General features: G+C 52.5%; 12 protein-coding genes. 7 read left to right on the plus strand and 5 right to left on the minus strand.

From position 1 onward, the window contains the following. Nucleotides 1–29: 29 nt before the first annotated feature. Nucleotides 30–1754: an acetate--CoA ligase gene (gene acsA / locus QW71_RS12120; protein WP_039297943.1), complete on the plus strand. Its 1725-nt coding sequence runs from the start codon at nt 30–32 to the stop codon at nt 1752–1754. Nucleotides 1755–1941: 187 nt separating this feature from the next. Here the strand turns inward: acsA and QW71_RS12125 are convergent, their stop codons facing one another. Next, a complete protein-coding gene (locus tag QW71_RS12125; RefSeq protein WP_083442523.1) occupies nt 1942–4869 on the minus strand; it encodes a transglycosylase domain-containing protein in 2928 nt (975 codons plus the stop codon). A 243-nt stretch (nt 4870–5112) separates the two neighbouring features. Continuing rightward, entirely contained in the window at nt 5113–5712 is a 600-nt protein-coding gene (rpsD, locus tag QW71_RS12130; protein WP_039297946.1) for a 30S ribosomal protein S4, read from the minus strand. 391 nt (nt 5713–6103) lie between these two features. Here rpsD and QW71_RS12135 point away from each other — a divergent pair, with 391 nt between their 5' ends. The 5 genes from QW71_RS12135 (at nt 6104) to QW71_RS12155 (ending at nt 11204) form a co-directional block, all read left to right on the plus strand. After that, nucleotides 6104–8104 carry a diguanylate cyclase domain-containing protein gene (locus tag QW71_RS12135; protein ID WP_039297948.1) on the plus strand — a complete coding sequence of 667 codons (2001 nt, stop codon included), beginning with the start codon at nt 6104–6106 and terminating at the stop codon, nt 8102–8104. Between the two features lie 160 nt (nt 8105–8264). Next, entirely contained in the window at nt 8265–9128 is an 864-nt protein-coding gene (locus tag QW71_RS40455) for a hypothetical protein (RefSeq protein ID WP_047013757.1), read from the plus strand. A gap of 95 nt (nt 9129–9223) precedes the next feature. After that, nucleotides 9224–10339 carry an aminopeptidase gene (locus QW71_RS12145; RefSeq protein WP_039297952.1) on the plus strand — a complete coding sequence of 372 codons (1116 nt, stop codon included), beginning with the start codon at nt 9224–9226 and terminating at the stop codon, nt 10337–10339. 138 nt (nt 10340–10477) lie between these two features. Beyond that, nucleotides 10478–10723: an HPr family phosphocarrier protein gene (locus QW71_RS12150; protein WP_039297954.1), complete on the plus strand. Its 246-nt coding sequence runs from the start codon at nt 10478–10480 to the stop codon at nt 10721–10723. A gap of 178 nt (nt 10724–10901) precedes the next feature. Then, on the plus strand, nt 10902–11204 hold the full coding sequence (locus QW71_RS12155; protein ID WP_039297956.1) for a YlaN family protein: 303 nt from the start codon (nt 10902–10904) through the stop codon (nt 11202–11204). Nucleotides 11205–11276: 72 nt separating this feature from the next. Here the strand turns inward: QW71_RS12155 and cax are convergent, their stop codons facing one another. Further along, a complete protein-coding gene (gene cax, locus QW71_RS12160; RefSeq protein ID WP_039297958.1) occupies nt 11277–12347 on the minus strand; it encodes a calcium/proton exchanger in 1071 nt (356 codons plus the stop codon). Between the two features lie 154 nt (nt 12348–12501). Here cax and QW71_RS12165 point away from each other — a divergent pair, with 154 nt between their 5' ends. Then, nucleotides 12502–12867: an Asp23/Gls24 family envelope stress response protein gene (locus QW71_RS12165; protein WP_019911482.1), complete on the plus strand. Its 366-nt coding sequence runs from the start codon at nt 12502–12504 to the stop codon at nt 12865–12867. A 105-nt stretch (nt 12868–12972) separates the two neighbouring features. Here the strand turns inward: QW71_RS12165 and ftsW are convergent, their stop codons facing one another. Both ftsW and QW71_RS12175 read right to left on the minus strand, forming a co-directional pair. After that, on the minus strand, nt 12973–14241 hold the full coding sequence (ftsW, locus tag QW71_RS12170; protein ID WP_083442524.1) for a putative lipid II flippase FtsW: 1269 nt from the start codon (nt 14239–14241) through the stop codon (nt 12973–12975). Then, on the minus strand, nt 14238–14585 hold the full coding sequence (locus tag QW71_RS12175) for a YugN family protein (RefSeq protein WP_039297963.1): 348 nt from the start codon (nt 14583–14585) through the stop codon (nt 14238–14240). The genes ftsW and QW71_RS12175 overlap by 4 nt, the downstream gene beginning before the upstream one ends. Between the last annotated feature and the right edge of the window lie 16 nt (nt 14586–14601).

Genomic DNA, 14601 nt, shown 5'->3' on the forward strand with positions numbered 1-14601 from the left:
AAATCAAACCAGTAGGGGAGGCAAGAGTAATGGGGCAAGTCCACAGCGAAATTTTGCCGGGCCGTGTGCAACACGCGAATATGAAGGATTATTCCCGGGCCGTTGACGAATTCCGGTGGGAGGATGTCGAGAGAAGCTTCTCCTGGCATGGGACAGGTAAGGTGAATATGGCTCATGAAGCCGTAGACCGTCATGTGCAGGGAGGGCGGGGAGCAGCTACTGCTTTGATCTATAGTGATACTGTGCGCGAGGAGAGGTACACCTTTGCCGACTTGCGTGAACGGTCGAACAAGTTCGGTAATGTGCTCCATAAATATGGGATTGGCAAAGGGGACCGGGTATTCATCTTCATGCCGCGCACACCGGAGCTGTACTTCAGCCTGCTGGGCATTCTGAAGGTGGGAGCCGTAGCAGGACCGCTGTTCGAGGCGTTCATGGAAACGGCAGTGAAGGACCGCCTGGAGGATAGCGGAGCGGTGGCGCTGGTGACTACGCCGGAGCTGCTGCAGCGGGTGAAGCGCGACCAGCTTCCGGGGCTGCGCCACATTATTCTGGTCGGAGGTTCCGCAGCTGAAGATCCGGGGCTGCTGAGTTATGAAGCAGAGATGGCTGCAGCTTCGGCAGAGCTGGAACCGGAATGGTTGAGTCTTGAGGATGGTTTGATCATGCATTATACCTCCGGGTCCACCGGTAAGCCTAAGGGCATCTATCATGTGCAGCGGGCAATGATTCAGCATTATTATACAGGCAAGGTTGTACTGGATTTGCGTCCGGATGATGTGTACTGGTGTACGGCAGATCCCGGCTGGGTGACCGGAACCTCTTACGGGATCTTCGCTCCCTGGCTAAACGGAGTAGCCAACGTGATCCGGGGAGGCCGCTTCAGTCCGCAGGACTGGTATAAGACCATTGAACGCTATGGGGTAACGGTGTGGTACAGCGCGCCTACGGCATTCCGTATGCTGATGGGCGCAGGGGAAGGAAGCCTTCAGGATATTGATCTGAGCAGTCTGCGCCATGTTCTGTCTGTAGGGGAACCGCTGAACCCGGAAGTCGTGCGCTGGGGAGATAAATTCTACCATCAGCGGATTCATGACACCTGGTGGATGACGGAGACAGGTGCGCAGCTGATCTGCAATTATCCGGGGATGGATATCAAGCCCGGCTCCATGGGACGGCCGCTGCCTGGAATTGAAGCTGCGATCCTGGATGATCACGGCAACATCCTGCCGCCGTATTCCATGGGCAATCTGGCGATCCGGACACCCTGGCCGTCGATGATGGGTAAGGTTTGGAACAATCAGGCCAAATATGATGAATACTTCCGGATTGCCGGATGGTATATTTCCGGGGATTCGGCTTATATGGACGAGGACGGTTACTTCTGGTTCCAGGGCAGGATTGATGATGTAATTAATTCTTCTGGAGAGCGGATCGGTCCGTTCGAGGTAGAGAGCAAACTGGTTGAACACCCGGCGGTAGCCGAGGCTGGAGTGATCGGCAAGCCGGATGTGATGCGTGGAGAGATTATCAAAGCGTTCATCTCGCTGCGGGATGGCTACGCCCCGACTGCAGAGCTGAAGGACGAGATTGCTGCTTTTGTCAAAGCGGGCCTGTCTGCCCATGCTGCGCCGCGCGAGATTGAATTCAAGGAGAAGCTTCCGAAGACCCGCTCCGGCAAAATTATGCGCCGTGTCCTGAAGGCCTGGGAGCTGCATCTTCCGGCAGGCGATTTATCTACGATTGAGGATTGAAGCCTATATCAGCCTATAGAAAAGACCGTTCCCTCAGATGCAGGGAACGGTCTTTCATCTTCCGGCAGGCGATTTATCTACGATTGAGGATTGAAGCCTATATCAGCCTATAGAAAAGACCGTTCCCTCAGATGCAGGGAACGGTCTTTTGCAGTTCATTCAATGGGCGCTATCCCCAGACTATTGCTTATGGCGTGGTTGCACCGGTATTGCCGCCAGCTCCGTTGCTGCTGCCAGACGGCGTTGCTTCATTGCCGCCTGGCGGCTGGACAATGATCATTCCCGGATCATCGCTGCTTTCCGGGATGATTCCCGGCTCCGGCGTTGGCTCCGTGCCGTCAGAGCCCGGCACTTCCTCCGGAGGCAGCGTCGGCTCTGGTGTAGGCTGAGTACCGGCTACACTGCCGGAGGCTGTCTCATGCCCTGCAACGTCTACAGCAGCCACATAGAAGGTGGCATTGGCGCTGGCAGGTGTGCCGGGCTTGAAGACGGTACTCTCACCGGCTGAGAGCACAGCCTGCTTTTGGAAGGAGCCGCCGTTCAGTGAACGGTATAACCGGTAACCCGCAACATCGGATGATCCGCTAGGAGTGAAGGTAACTACAGCTTTGCCGGTACTGTAGGAGACCATCACTTCCCCCGGAGCACTAGGCGCGTTGCCGTCATCCACCCGGGGGTCCACCTCAGTCGGGAAGTCTGTCTTGGCATCTTCCGGCATGTAGTACGACAGAGATTCATGTTCTTTCATGGCCGGGAAGGCCGCAAGCAGTTCTTTGACCAAGCTCTGAATCGGCTTCTCGCGTTTGACGACAATCTTCTCTTTCAGGAAATCCTCCGGCGTTCCTTCCAGCGGAAGGTAATTCACCCCGTTGTAGGTGATATATTTGGCTTTGGAGATTCCGTCATCACTTTCTGAAGGTACGAACTTGGCGTTGAACAGGTCCGTGGTGAATCTATCCGTCAGATCCGACGGCTTCTTGCCGCTGTAAGCGGAGACCGTCGCTTTGACGATGCCCTCCGGCTTCGGAAATTCCTTCGTCACGAACAGCTCCGGACGTTTGTCGATCACGGTATTCATAACCTTGGTCCACAAAGTCTGCGCCTGCCGTTTCTGCGTATCTCCCTGCAGGGTGTTAATCTGTTCTTTGTATCCAACCCACATGCCCAGGGTAACATCCGGGGTATAGCCCATGAACCAGACATCCCCGTAGTTCTGCGTAGAACCGGTTTTGCCGACAATCGGAACTTCTTTGAAGTGCTCATATTTGCTTTTGACTGTACTTGCCGTACCGTCTGTTATTACTGTGCGCAGCATATCCGTCATCAGATAAGCGGTCTGCTTGGAGAAGACCTGCTCCGGATTTACTTTATGCTGATAGATGATCTTGCCTTGGGAGTCTACAATCTTCTCAATCATATAAGCATCATTGAATGCGCCCTGATTGCCGATTGAGGAATAGGCATTCGTTAATTCTTCAACGGAAACCCCGTAACGCAGCCCCCCGATTACTCCGGTCTGTGCGTTATAATCATCGTCCTGAATCGTAGTAATCCCGAGCTTTTTGGAAAAAGTCCATGCGTTCTCAATGCCAACCTTGTCATTGAACAGCTTCAAGGCCGGCAGGTTGAGGGATTTATTCAGGGCATAACGGGCGGTAACCAGCCCCTGATAGCGGTTATTGGCATTCTTCGGAATGTGGAAGCCCTTGCCGCCGTCCTTCATAATAATCGGGGCATCGTCCAGGATGCCGGCAGGCTGGATTAATCCGGCATCCAGCGCAGGCAGATACGCGGCAATCGGCTTCATGGTGGAACCGGGCTGACGGACCATCTGGGTAGCATAATTCATTTGCTCGATGTTGAAGTCACGTCCTTCAATCATCCCGAGAATCGCTCCGGTCTTGTTGTTAATCATGATGCCGGCCGTCTGTTCCTTGCCTCTGGCCTTGCTGTCCTTCGTGAAGTTATCACTGTCTTCCGAGATGCTGTGCATCGCGCTGTACACTTTCTTATCAATGGTAGTGTATACCCGGTAGCCCCCGGTCATCAGCTGCTGGCGGGCTTCCTCGAGAAGCTGCGTGTTGTCGGTGGTGGTGGTAGTGGCAGTGGCGGCAGAACCCGAAGCAGCACTTGTGTTGTCTTCGTTCAGCGTCAGCATAATTTCAGCCGCTTTGCGCTCTGTCTCCAGCATCAGATAAGGGAAGGTAGCATAAGCCTTCTTCGTATGCGGAGCAAGCGAGCCCTTGATATCAAAGAGCAGGGCTTCATCATACTGCGATGTAGTAATCTTGTTCTCTTCCAGCATCCGCCGCAGCACCAGGCGCTGGCGGTCCATGGCCCGGCCAAAGGCAGTCTCATTGAATTCGCCTACGCCGCTAAAGGCGGAGTATTTGGATGGGAGCTGGGGCAGGCCGGCCAGATAAGCCGCTTGTGCCACATTCAGCTTTTCCAGATCATCAAGACCGAAGATGCCTTTGGCGGCAGCCTTGATGCCGAATACATTATAACCGTTCGAACCGTTCCCGAAAGGAACCTTATTTAAGTATGCCGTTAAAATTTCCTGCTTGGACAGAAAACGTTCCAGCCGCAGCGACAGCAGGATCTCCTTCACCTTGCGGTCTTCTGTGCGGTCCAGATTCAGGAACACGCGGCGTGCCAGCTGCTGGGTCAGCGTACTGCCCCCGGTCTGAACGGATTCGTTCAGCAGCCTCTGCTTGACTGCACGCAGGGTGCCGTTGAAATCCACCCCTTTATGATTGTAGAAATTATTGTCCTCTATAGCGAGAACGGCATCAATCACAAGCTGTGGAATATCGTTGAATTCAATGAGTCTGCGGTCTTCTTCCGTCCGGAGCTGGCCGATCGGCTGCCCGTCACTGAAATAGGCAAAGCCGGTAATGGCGTTCTGGCTGACTTCCTGTTGAATTAATTCTTCGGTGCGGACAGGGTCATCTTTCACTATCGAAGTCACGTAGCCTGCCACAGCGCCACCGGCAAACAGAATGCCGAGTATACCGAGTATAAACATCCACTTCACGACTGAACCGAACCTGCGGAGCCAGGATCTGCGCGGTGGACGCTGTTTTGCGGTCTTCTTCTTATTCTCCTCAACCATCGACGATTATCCTCCTTTTAACGGAACTATTATAGCACAATTTGGCGATTTTGAATGCGCTTCTGCCGCAGGGGATTTACTCTGACGTTGCTTTTGCCAAAGATTCTGAGAACGGAATAGTCCCAAGTGTTGTTTCCGGGAGCAAACTATAGGAGTACCGGTACGCAAAAGGGGGGATAGAACAAAAAAAGCTCCCGGATAAAGTATCCGGGAGCTTTGATCAGATTCGCTGGAAGCAGAATCTTAACGGTTGTAGAATTCAACGATTTGTTTCTCATCGATATCTTGGGACAGCTCGGCACGTTCCGGCAAACGAATGTATTTGCCTTCGAATGAACCATCAGCATATTCCAAGTAGCCTGGAAGGTGGGAGCGGTTGTCAAGAGCTTCTTTGATAGAACCCATAGCGCGGCTTCTTTCGCGAAGTCCGATAACGTCGCCCACGCTTACGCGGTAAGAAGCGATGTCGACTTTTTTGCCGTTAACGGTTACGTGGCCGTGGGATACCAGCTGACGTGCGCCTGCACGGGAGTTAGCAAATCCAAGACGGTAAACCAGGTTGTCCAAGCGGCTTTCGAGCAGGAACATGAAGTTTTCGCCCGCGATACCCTGGAGCTTTTGTGCTTTGGTGAAAAGAGTTTTAAACTGCTTTTCGCCCAAGCCGTACATGTGACGCAGTTTTTGTTTTTCCAAAAGCTGCATTCCGTAGTTACTTACTTTTCTGCGTTGGTTAGCGCCGTGCTGTCCTGGTGGGAAAGGGCGTTTCAAGTCTTTGCCTGTACCGCTTAGGGAAATGCCCAGACGGCGGCTGAGTTTGAATTTAGGTCCGGTGTAACGTGCCATTATAGTAGACTCCTTTTAATTTGAAAATGTATTGTAGGGCCTATTTGCGCCGCAAATCGTATCCGTGAAAGCGTTAGATGGTTTCACACTGCCGAGGGAAGTTCAGCCGCTGCCCTGGCAGTAACGAAATGCGTAGAGGGTGACACAACGTTACGCCCAATTAAGACTTGTTACAGTCTTGTTCAACAATAAATATTATATGAAAATGACAGTCAAAGTCAAGCGCAACTTAAAAGAGTTTTTGTCTATCTTTGTCGTTAGTTCTTTGGTCCTAAAAAAAATCCCGGTTTTGAGGAAAATATGATGCAATACCTAAGAAAAGGGAGTAAAATATAGCTAATTAGATGTTATCGGGAAAATTTGATATCAAATAGCAAAGGGGATCCTCTTTATGTCGGAGCAGGAAGCATACGACCGCAAGGGCAGTCGTATGCTGTTACAGGACACCAAGCAATCAGGCGGAGATTATGAAGATCCCGCTGCTTGGCTGAGGGAGACGGACATAGTGTCCCATGATTTTCCTTATGCAGCCAACCTGATTGCCGAGAGTTTCAATGAATGGCTGGGACAGGCCGTACCGTCCTTCGCCAAGTCTTGGAACTGGTGTGTACTGAACTTTGAAGCAGAATGGATTGATCCCATATATGAATTCCGGCAGGGGCGCTGGAAGTCAGAATGGGAAGAGGCTGCGGGAGCCTGCCTGCGCTCTGGCGGGATGCATGCCATTGAGGTTCAGGAGGCTGGACAGGCGCGGTCATTATTAGCTATGCCGATTTTCACACGCGGGCACGGGGAAATATTCGCGGTCCTCGGCTGTGAGATGCCGTCAGAGCAGTATGCCGAGGGGGGAAGACATACGGCAGAAGCGATGTCGATGCACTTCCAGACCTGCTTTTATCATAAATTTGAGCATGTATTTGTTTCGGATCTTGCAGGTGTGCACCTGCATGCTGAGCGGGAGAGCAGCCGCCGTTCGCTGCTCTTTCAGATTGTCCAGCGGATGCATGACAACATTGATGTGGATGCCGTGCTTACCGAGGTGATTGACAGTATTGCGGCGATGTATCCCGGGGCGCGGCTGGACCTGTACATGTCGCAGGACCACCGCAGTACGCATCCCCAGGTCAAACCGCTGCCGCTCCACTGGGCCATTAATGACGTCTGTGCCAGAGCCTTCAAGGATGGCCGGGTTGCGCTTCATGCCGGTCGTGAGGACAGCTGTACAGTCGAGGTAGGTCTTCCGCTCGGAGGCAAGCAGGGTGTCTATGGTGTCTTTCATATGGTAATGGACAAGCCCTCCTTCCGTGAAGTGGATCTGCGCTTTCTGACCATGGTTGCGGATACGGCCGGCACGGCATTCGAGAACGCCAAGCTGTATGAACGCTCCAACCAGCTTATCCGGGAGCTGCGCATGAGTAATGAGCTTACGCATCGTCTCAATCAGAGCCTGCGTCTTGGGGATATTTTTCAATTTGCCTTTGAGGAGCTGCTGGGGATGTTCGAGGCCGATTATTGCTGCATCCTCCATATGAATGAAGAAAGAGGCGGACTCGAAGTCATTGCCTGCAATCATATCCCGCTGCTGGGGGAATTGGTGGAGGCCGGGCAAGGACTGGGCGGGAAGGTCTATACTTCAGGCGAGCCGCTTCTTCTATCCGACTATAAGTACGCCGCCGGAGTGACGTCTAAGCTTTTGGATGCTACCGGCTCGCAGTCGCTGATCGCCACTCCGCTAAATGTAGGGGGAGAAGTCCGGGGGGCTATTATGCTTGCCCATAAGGACGCCCACTTCTTCTCCTATGACAGCTACAGGCTGCTGCAGGCTATGGCCGGACATATAGGGCTTGCGGTCGGCAACGCGCGGCTGCATGCTGAAGTGCGGCGCCTGGCGAACCGCGACAGTCTGACCGGGCTCTTTGCCCGGCATTATCTGGATGAGGAGATCAAACAGCGGCAGTCTACGGATTTCTGCGGAACGCTGATTGTTGTTGACATCGATCAGTTCAAGGCGGTCAATGACACTTACGGCCACCAGAAGGGTGACAAGATACTGAAGCAGGTAAGTGAAATTGTGAAGTCCTCGATCCGCCAGGGGGATATCGCCGCCAGGTGGGGCGGAGAGGAGCTTGCCGTGTATCTGCCCCAGCTTGGGGTGCAGCAGGCAGTATTTGTGGCCGAGCGCATCCGCAAGCGGGTGATGGGGGAGACGGAACCGCTTGTAACCGTGTCCTGCGGTATTGCAGAGTGGAGCTGGACAGATGAGCGCGTGAGTGTAGAATCGCTGTTCTACCGGGCGGATATGGCGCTGTATGAAGCCAAGAACAACGGCCGGAACCAGGTAGTGATTGATAACAAAATCGTTGAGAATACCGCAAAGAATCCTTGGGCCTAAGCCTCAAGGGTTCTTTTATTTATTTTGGGGTCCCCGCAAAGTACTTGAGCTATCATCGAAGCCTAAGCTCCACTTTGTGGGGTTAATTTGCGTATAAGCCTTGCAATCAGGGAGACCCTAGGAAGAATGAATGTTAATCCGACCGGAGGTCTTGAATGCCATGGTGAAATTATTGCTGTCCCGTGCAGGAATCCTCTCCCTTGTCCTGCTGATCTGCTTGATTCCTGTAAGCGGCTGCGGCGTCATGAATGACAGACCGGCTGCGGAGGATCTGAGTCTCGTGCTGGCCGGGATGGACGGCAGTGACGGCGTTTCCTTCGAAGGGGCGGCAGCGCTGCTGGTCGGCGGCAAGGCGGTTCCGGAATCCTCACTCTATTATGGAGGTAAGGTGGCGGACCATAACAAGGTCAGCTTATATTCCCTGCTGCCGGACGGGAGCCAGCCGGGTACCGCCGGCGAATCAGCTCCTCATCCTCTTGAGCGGGGCTCAAGGGATGTTCCGGTCTACTACACCAGACTGGTGAAAGAAGACGGTGAATGGAAGACGCAGCAGGCAGCGGCTCTGCAGGAGAGCAATCCGCTGGAGGCGCTGAACCCGCTCCGGCAGCTGGAAGAGCTGGAGGGGCGGGAGAAGACGGTAACCGAGGAGGCGGGGAGTGCCAGGGGAACCCGCGTGCTGCGCATTGAACTGACGCCGGAGGAAGCGCGCAGCCAGCTGTCGGCGGAGCTGGACCGGGAGATGCAGGCGATACGGCCCGCTAGCCTAGTTGCCGCTGGAACGGCTGCTGGGGAGCCCGCTAAGGAGCTGGAGGCACGCGCAGCATTGTGGGAGCAGAAGCAGGCTGAACTGCAGCAGAGACTGAAGCAAGCCAGTATCAGAACGGTTTATTATCTCAAGGTAGATGCGAAGCGCAATCTGCCCGCGCGGCTGACCTGTAACCGGACGACAACCTCCCCCGGCAGTGCGGGAGTGGTTACTGAAGAAACTTACATCACACAGGTTGATTTCTATGGCTATCAATGAAAGCTCACATGCCGTAAGAGCTTGCGCTCTTTAACGGGCGTGCTACAATATAACGGTATATTTATTTTCAGCATGAGGAAGGAAGAGAGAGAAACATGAATGATCCACGAATTCAGAAGCTTGCGGCGAACCTGGTAGGGTATTCCGTAAACGTACAACCCGGCGAGAATGTGCTCGTCGAAATGATCGGCAGTGAAAGAGATTTAATTAAAGCAGTTGTAGAAGAAGTGGGCAAAGCCGGAGGCCGTGCATTTGTACAGCTGACGGATCGTACAGTTCTGCGCAGCATGCTTAAATATGCTACACCTGAAGGCATTCAGACCTGGGCAGAGATCGACCTGAACCGGATGAAGCAGATGGACTGCTATATCGGCATCCGTGCCGGTGAGAATGTCAATGATCTGGCTGATGTGCCGGAAGAGAACATGAAGCTCTACAATTCACTCTATTCCCACCCGGTACATAGCGAACAACGCGTCAAGCATACCAAATGGGTAGTATTGCGTTACCCTAATGCCAGTATGGCGCAGCTTGCCAATACGACAACCGAAGCTTTTGAAGACTTTTACTTTGCGGTCTGCAATCTGGATTATGCCAAAATGGACAAAGCCCAGGATTCGCTGGCTGAGCTTATGCGCAGAACGGACAAGGTGCGGATTGCCGGTCCCGGAACGGAGCTTACCTTCTCCATCAAAGGCATCGGCGCAGAGAAATGCTCCGGCCAGAAGAACATTCCTGACGGTGAAGTCTACAGCGCACCGGTGCGTGACTCTGTGAACGGGACGATCAGCTACAATGCTGCGACTCTCTATAACGGCGTGACTTTTGAGAATGTGAAGTTTACGTTTGAGAACGGCAAAATCATCGAAGCCTCCAGTAATGACACGGTGCGGTTGAACGAGATACTCGATTCCGATGACGGCGCGCGCTATATCGGCGAATTCGCCATTGGCTTCAACCCGTATATTCTGCATCCGATGAAGGACATTCTGTTCGATGAGAAGATCGCAGGCAGCCTGCACTTTACACCGGGCCAGGCTTATGATGTGACTGACAACGGCAATCGTTCGTCCATTCACTGGGATCTCGTGCTCATTCAGCGTCCGGAGTACGGCGGCGGAGAGATTTACTTTGACGATGTGCTGATCCGCAAGGACGGGATTTTTGTGCTGCCGGAGCTTGAAGGTCTGAATCCCGAGAATCTGAAATAAAATGTAATACAAAGCTCTGAAATGCAAGCCTGCAAGCTTGTTTTCAAGAAACACCTTGCGTGAGTAAGCGGATTCAATGTATCATGGAATTGGTTACAAATGAACTTAAGTTTATAATCAAGTTGCGGAGGGATTCCTATGTCCAGTAACAATGCGGCAATCGTGGATATTGCACAAACAGCCAGCCAGTTTAATTCATCTATCGTTCTACAAGCGGACAACAAGTACATTGATGTTAAGAGTATCCTTGGTCTGTTCACTACTCTGGTATCCAGCCAAAGCTACGAGCTTCATGTACACGGCGCAGATGCCGAGGAAGCCAAGAAAGCAATGAGCGAAGTATTTGCTAAGCACAATTTGAACTTTACAGTTGTAGCGGAGTAATCCATTATTTCCGAAGACGTCCGGCCTTGCGGCAGGGCGTTTTTGCTGTGTAACCCGTAATATTTGTCCGTTCTTCACGAATCGTAAACTGAATTCTTGTATTAGGTCCTGATTTCGACTAATATTAAGTATAATAAGCAGTAGAAGCTGTAACTTTTGGACATAGGGGGGATAATGCATGACTTCATCGGATTTGCAGGAACAGCTTAATATCAAAGCAATCAATCTTCTACAAGAAGATGCCAATAAAATTGAGAAGCTTATTGAAGTGCAGATGGAGAATTTGGCGACTCGTTACTGCCCTCTCTATGAGGAAGTGCTGGATACCCAGATGTATGGTTTCTCCAGAGAGGTTGATTTTGCGGTCAGAGCCGGGCTGGTGCCTGAATTCACGGGCAAGCAGGTCCTGAGCAAGCTGGAACGCAACTTGGCTGTACTGTACGAAGCACTCAATAAGAAGGCTGAGGAGCGGGAGATGTAATTCCGGTCATTCATAAAAACGCACACGGGGACCCGGGAGTCCGCTCATGTGCGTTTTTTTTGTGCAGAGTTGTTATACCAGATAGAACGATACACCGAGAATCAGATATACCGCGAGCAGCAGCAGACCTTCGTACCAGTTGGTTGAGCCGTCCTGAATAATTGACTTGGCGATAAATACCGATACAGCAATAGCTACAATCTCGATGGTGGTGAATACGATGGACATGGTGTTGCCCATGAAATAGCTGGCAAAGATCAGCACCGGTGCAACGAACAGGGCAATCTGCAGACTGCTTCCTACGGCAATCTCTACCGCAGCGCCGATTTTGTTCTTCATGGCCAGCATAATGGCTGCACTGTGCTCGGCGGCATTACCGATGATTGCCACCAGGAATGCACCGACGAACAGCTCACTGAAGCCGAAGCGTTCTGTCAGGGTCTCCAGGGTGCCGACCAGCCATTCGCTGACGAAAGCGACCATAACCGTAGCAATCACCAGATAGAGGATCGAACGGTTTCTGGACCAGACCGGAGCATGCTCATTAGGCAGCTCTTCTGCACTGGCATCCGTTACATCAGCGAGATATTTCTTGTGCGTAATCATAGAGAAGACGAGCCAGGCTATGTAAGCGGCAATCAGGAGGCCGGCGACGACAAGGCTGAGTACATCTGTATCCTTCTCTGTGATAGAGTGGGTGTTGAAGAACATGGCGGGAACGAACAAGGCGATGACGGCAACAATCATCAGCGATCCGTTCAGCCCGGCGAGCGTGACATTGAAGTTCTGAACCTTGAACTTCATACCGCCGGCAAAAATACTGAGTCCCAGCACCAGCAGAAGGTTACCGATGATCGAGCCGGTGAGACTGGCTTTGACCATGTCGAAAAGTCCTTCTTTGACCAGGAAGAAGGCGATGATCAGTTCGGCAGCGTTGCCGAATGTGGCGTTAAGGAACCCTCCCAGCCGCTGACCGGCATAGTGGGCTACGCTCTCTGTCGCCCGGCCGAGGAAACCGGCCACGAAGATAACCGAGATAGCGGACAATACGAACTGCAGGGTATGGTCCCAGTCCGCATAATGTCCGATGGCGCTGAGGAGGAAGGTGATGACCAGCAGCGCCGGCGAGATCCATTTTTTCAAGGTAAAGCACACTCCAGTCTCTGTATGTAGGTTGAATTCATAATCAATATACCCAAATTGTTCCTGACTGTAAACGGGAATGCGAGAAAGTCATTTGCTTTTTAGCCTGTTTTCGAATTACAATAATTGATAATGAGTGTAGGGGGGATATGGCATGGCAGAACAACTTCAACTTGAAATGGGAAATATACGGATATCGAATGATGTTGTCTCGAAAATTGCCGGATTGGCAGCTTTGGAGACTCCCGGAATTGCAGCCATGTCTGGCGGTTTGTCTGAGGGATGGGCGAAACGCCTGAGCGGTAAGAATGTGCAGAAGGGCGTTACTGTTGAAGTGGGCCAGCTGGAAGCGGCAGTGGATTTGCGCATTATTGTTCTCTATGAAACGCCGATTCACGAAGTGTGCCGGATGCTGCAGCAGAATGTCCGCGAGGCTGTGGAGAGCATGACAGGGCTTCATATCGTAGAGGTAAATGTTAAGGTTGAAGGCGTGGCCTTCAAGAACGATGAGATCTCGTAAGCGCTAACTGCTTAAGGAGCATAGCGGGTACACAAAAGGCAGTCCGGGGAGTTCATTCGGACTGCCTTTTGTTATACCCTATTCAACCGGTCAGGATGCAGCCACTTAACGGGCACGCGTGCTGGCACGGCTATTCGCACGCACCTGTCTGACGGTAGTGACGGACTTGACGACTTCCTCTTTGGAGGGACGGTTGGTTTCCCTGGAGATGCTGAGCATAATCCCCATACAGAGCATGGTGACCAGCAGGGAAGAGCCGCCGTAGCTGATGAAGGGTAACGTAACTCCCGTAAGCGGAATAGTGTTGGTCACACCGCCTATATTGATAAAGGCCTGAATCGCAATCAGCCCCATCACACCTATGCCGACCAGTGTGCCGAAGGGGTCTGTACACCGCAGCGCGATCAGAATGCCTCTCCAGATGAAATACAGATAGAGCAACAGGAAGATAGAGGTTCCTACAAATCCGAGCTCTTCACCGATAATGGCAAAAATAAAATCCGTATAAGGGTACGGCAGATAGTGCAGCTTCTGGATGCTTTGACCGAAACCGGAGCCTTGTGTCCCGCCTTCGCCTAAAGCGATCAGTGACTGCATAATGTTATAGCCGCTGCCTTCCGAGTTATTCTCGGGGTCCAGGAAGGCTTCGATCCGGCCTTGTCTGTAATCCTGATTGGCTGTTGCCTTCTCGGTCGGCGGCGACAGGGAGTCAATGGCTGTCTTGGCTCCCATGACAAGTGCGACACCCAGGACCAGCAAGCCGATTGAGCCGAGAATATGCTTCATGCTCGCACCGCCGGCATAGATAACAAGACCGCTGGTAGCCACGAGAATCAGACAAGAGCCCAGATCCGGCTGCATCATGATCAGTCCGGCCACAATACCGACGATGATCATCACAGGAATGTATCCGGTGCGAAGATCCCGCAAACGTTCACCTTTTTTGGTGATGAGTGCTGACAGGTACAGAATGATAGAGATCTTGGCCAGCTCGGTAGGCTGGATGCCAAGGCCTCCGATGTTCATCCAGCTCTTGGCTCCGTTAATTCTCTCGGTGGTAGCCACGAAGAGCAGGAGGACCAGCGTGATGACGAAGATCGGAGCGTACCATTTCTTGAACTTGCTGTAATGGATATTCATCACAGTGAACATGACGAAGCTTCCCAACACGGCCCAGACCAACTGGCGTTTCACGAAATAAAAAGCGTCATAGCTGAATTTCTCACTGGCCAGGGTTAAGCTGGAGCTCGCGCTGAAGACCATGACCAGACCGAAGCCGACGAGCAGCAGGGTAAGAATAAGCAACTGGAAATCGGGCGTTCCTCTTTTGGGCAGGCTGGCTTTGGAGGCTGTCTTTCCCTTTGCGGTACTCAAGCTTCCAGCAGCTCTTTCAATTGATGAATATGCTCCGTTGCGGTATCCAGTACCGCCTGAGGCACCGTGGATTCATAATCCAGACCGTGGGGGAAAGTGGCTTTGCCCAAGTAGACGGCTTCAATGGCCAGTATGGCATCCGCCTTTTCCAGCTTCCCTTCCACAGCGCGGGTGTTGATCCGCAGGAAGTACTCGCCGCCGTTCTGGCGGTCTTCTATCTTGCAGTCGTATGTAGCGCGGTAGTATTCCCACTGCCAGCGGATAAACCCGGCTTTGGTTGCGCTCTCGTCCAGATAAAGAAGGTCACTCTTCAATCCTTCGAGGCCCGTGTTCTCAAATATCATAGCGCACAACTCCCCT

This window comes from Paenibacillus sp. IHB B 3415, assembly GCF_000802655.2.
In the GTDB taxonomy this organism is placed as follows: Bacteria; Bacillota; Bacilli; order Paenibacillales; family Paenibacillaceae; genus Paenibacillus_AQ; species Paenibacillus_AQ phytohabitans.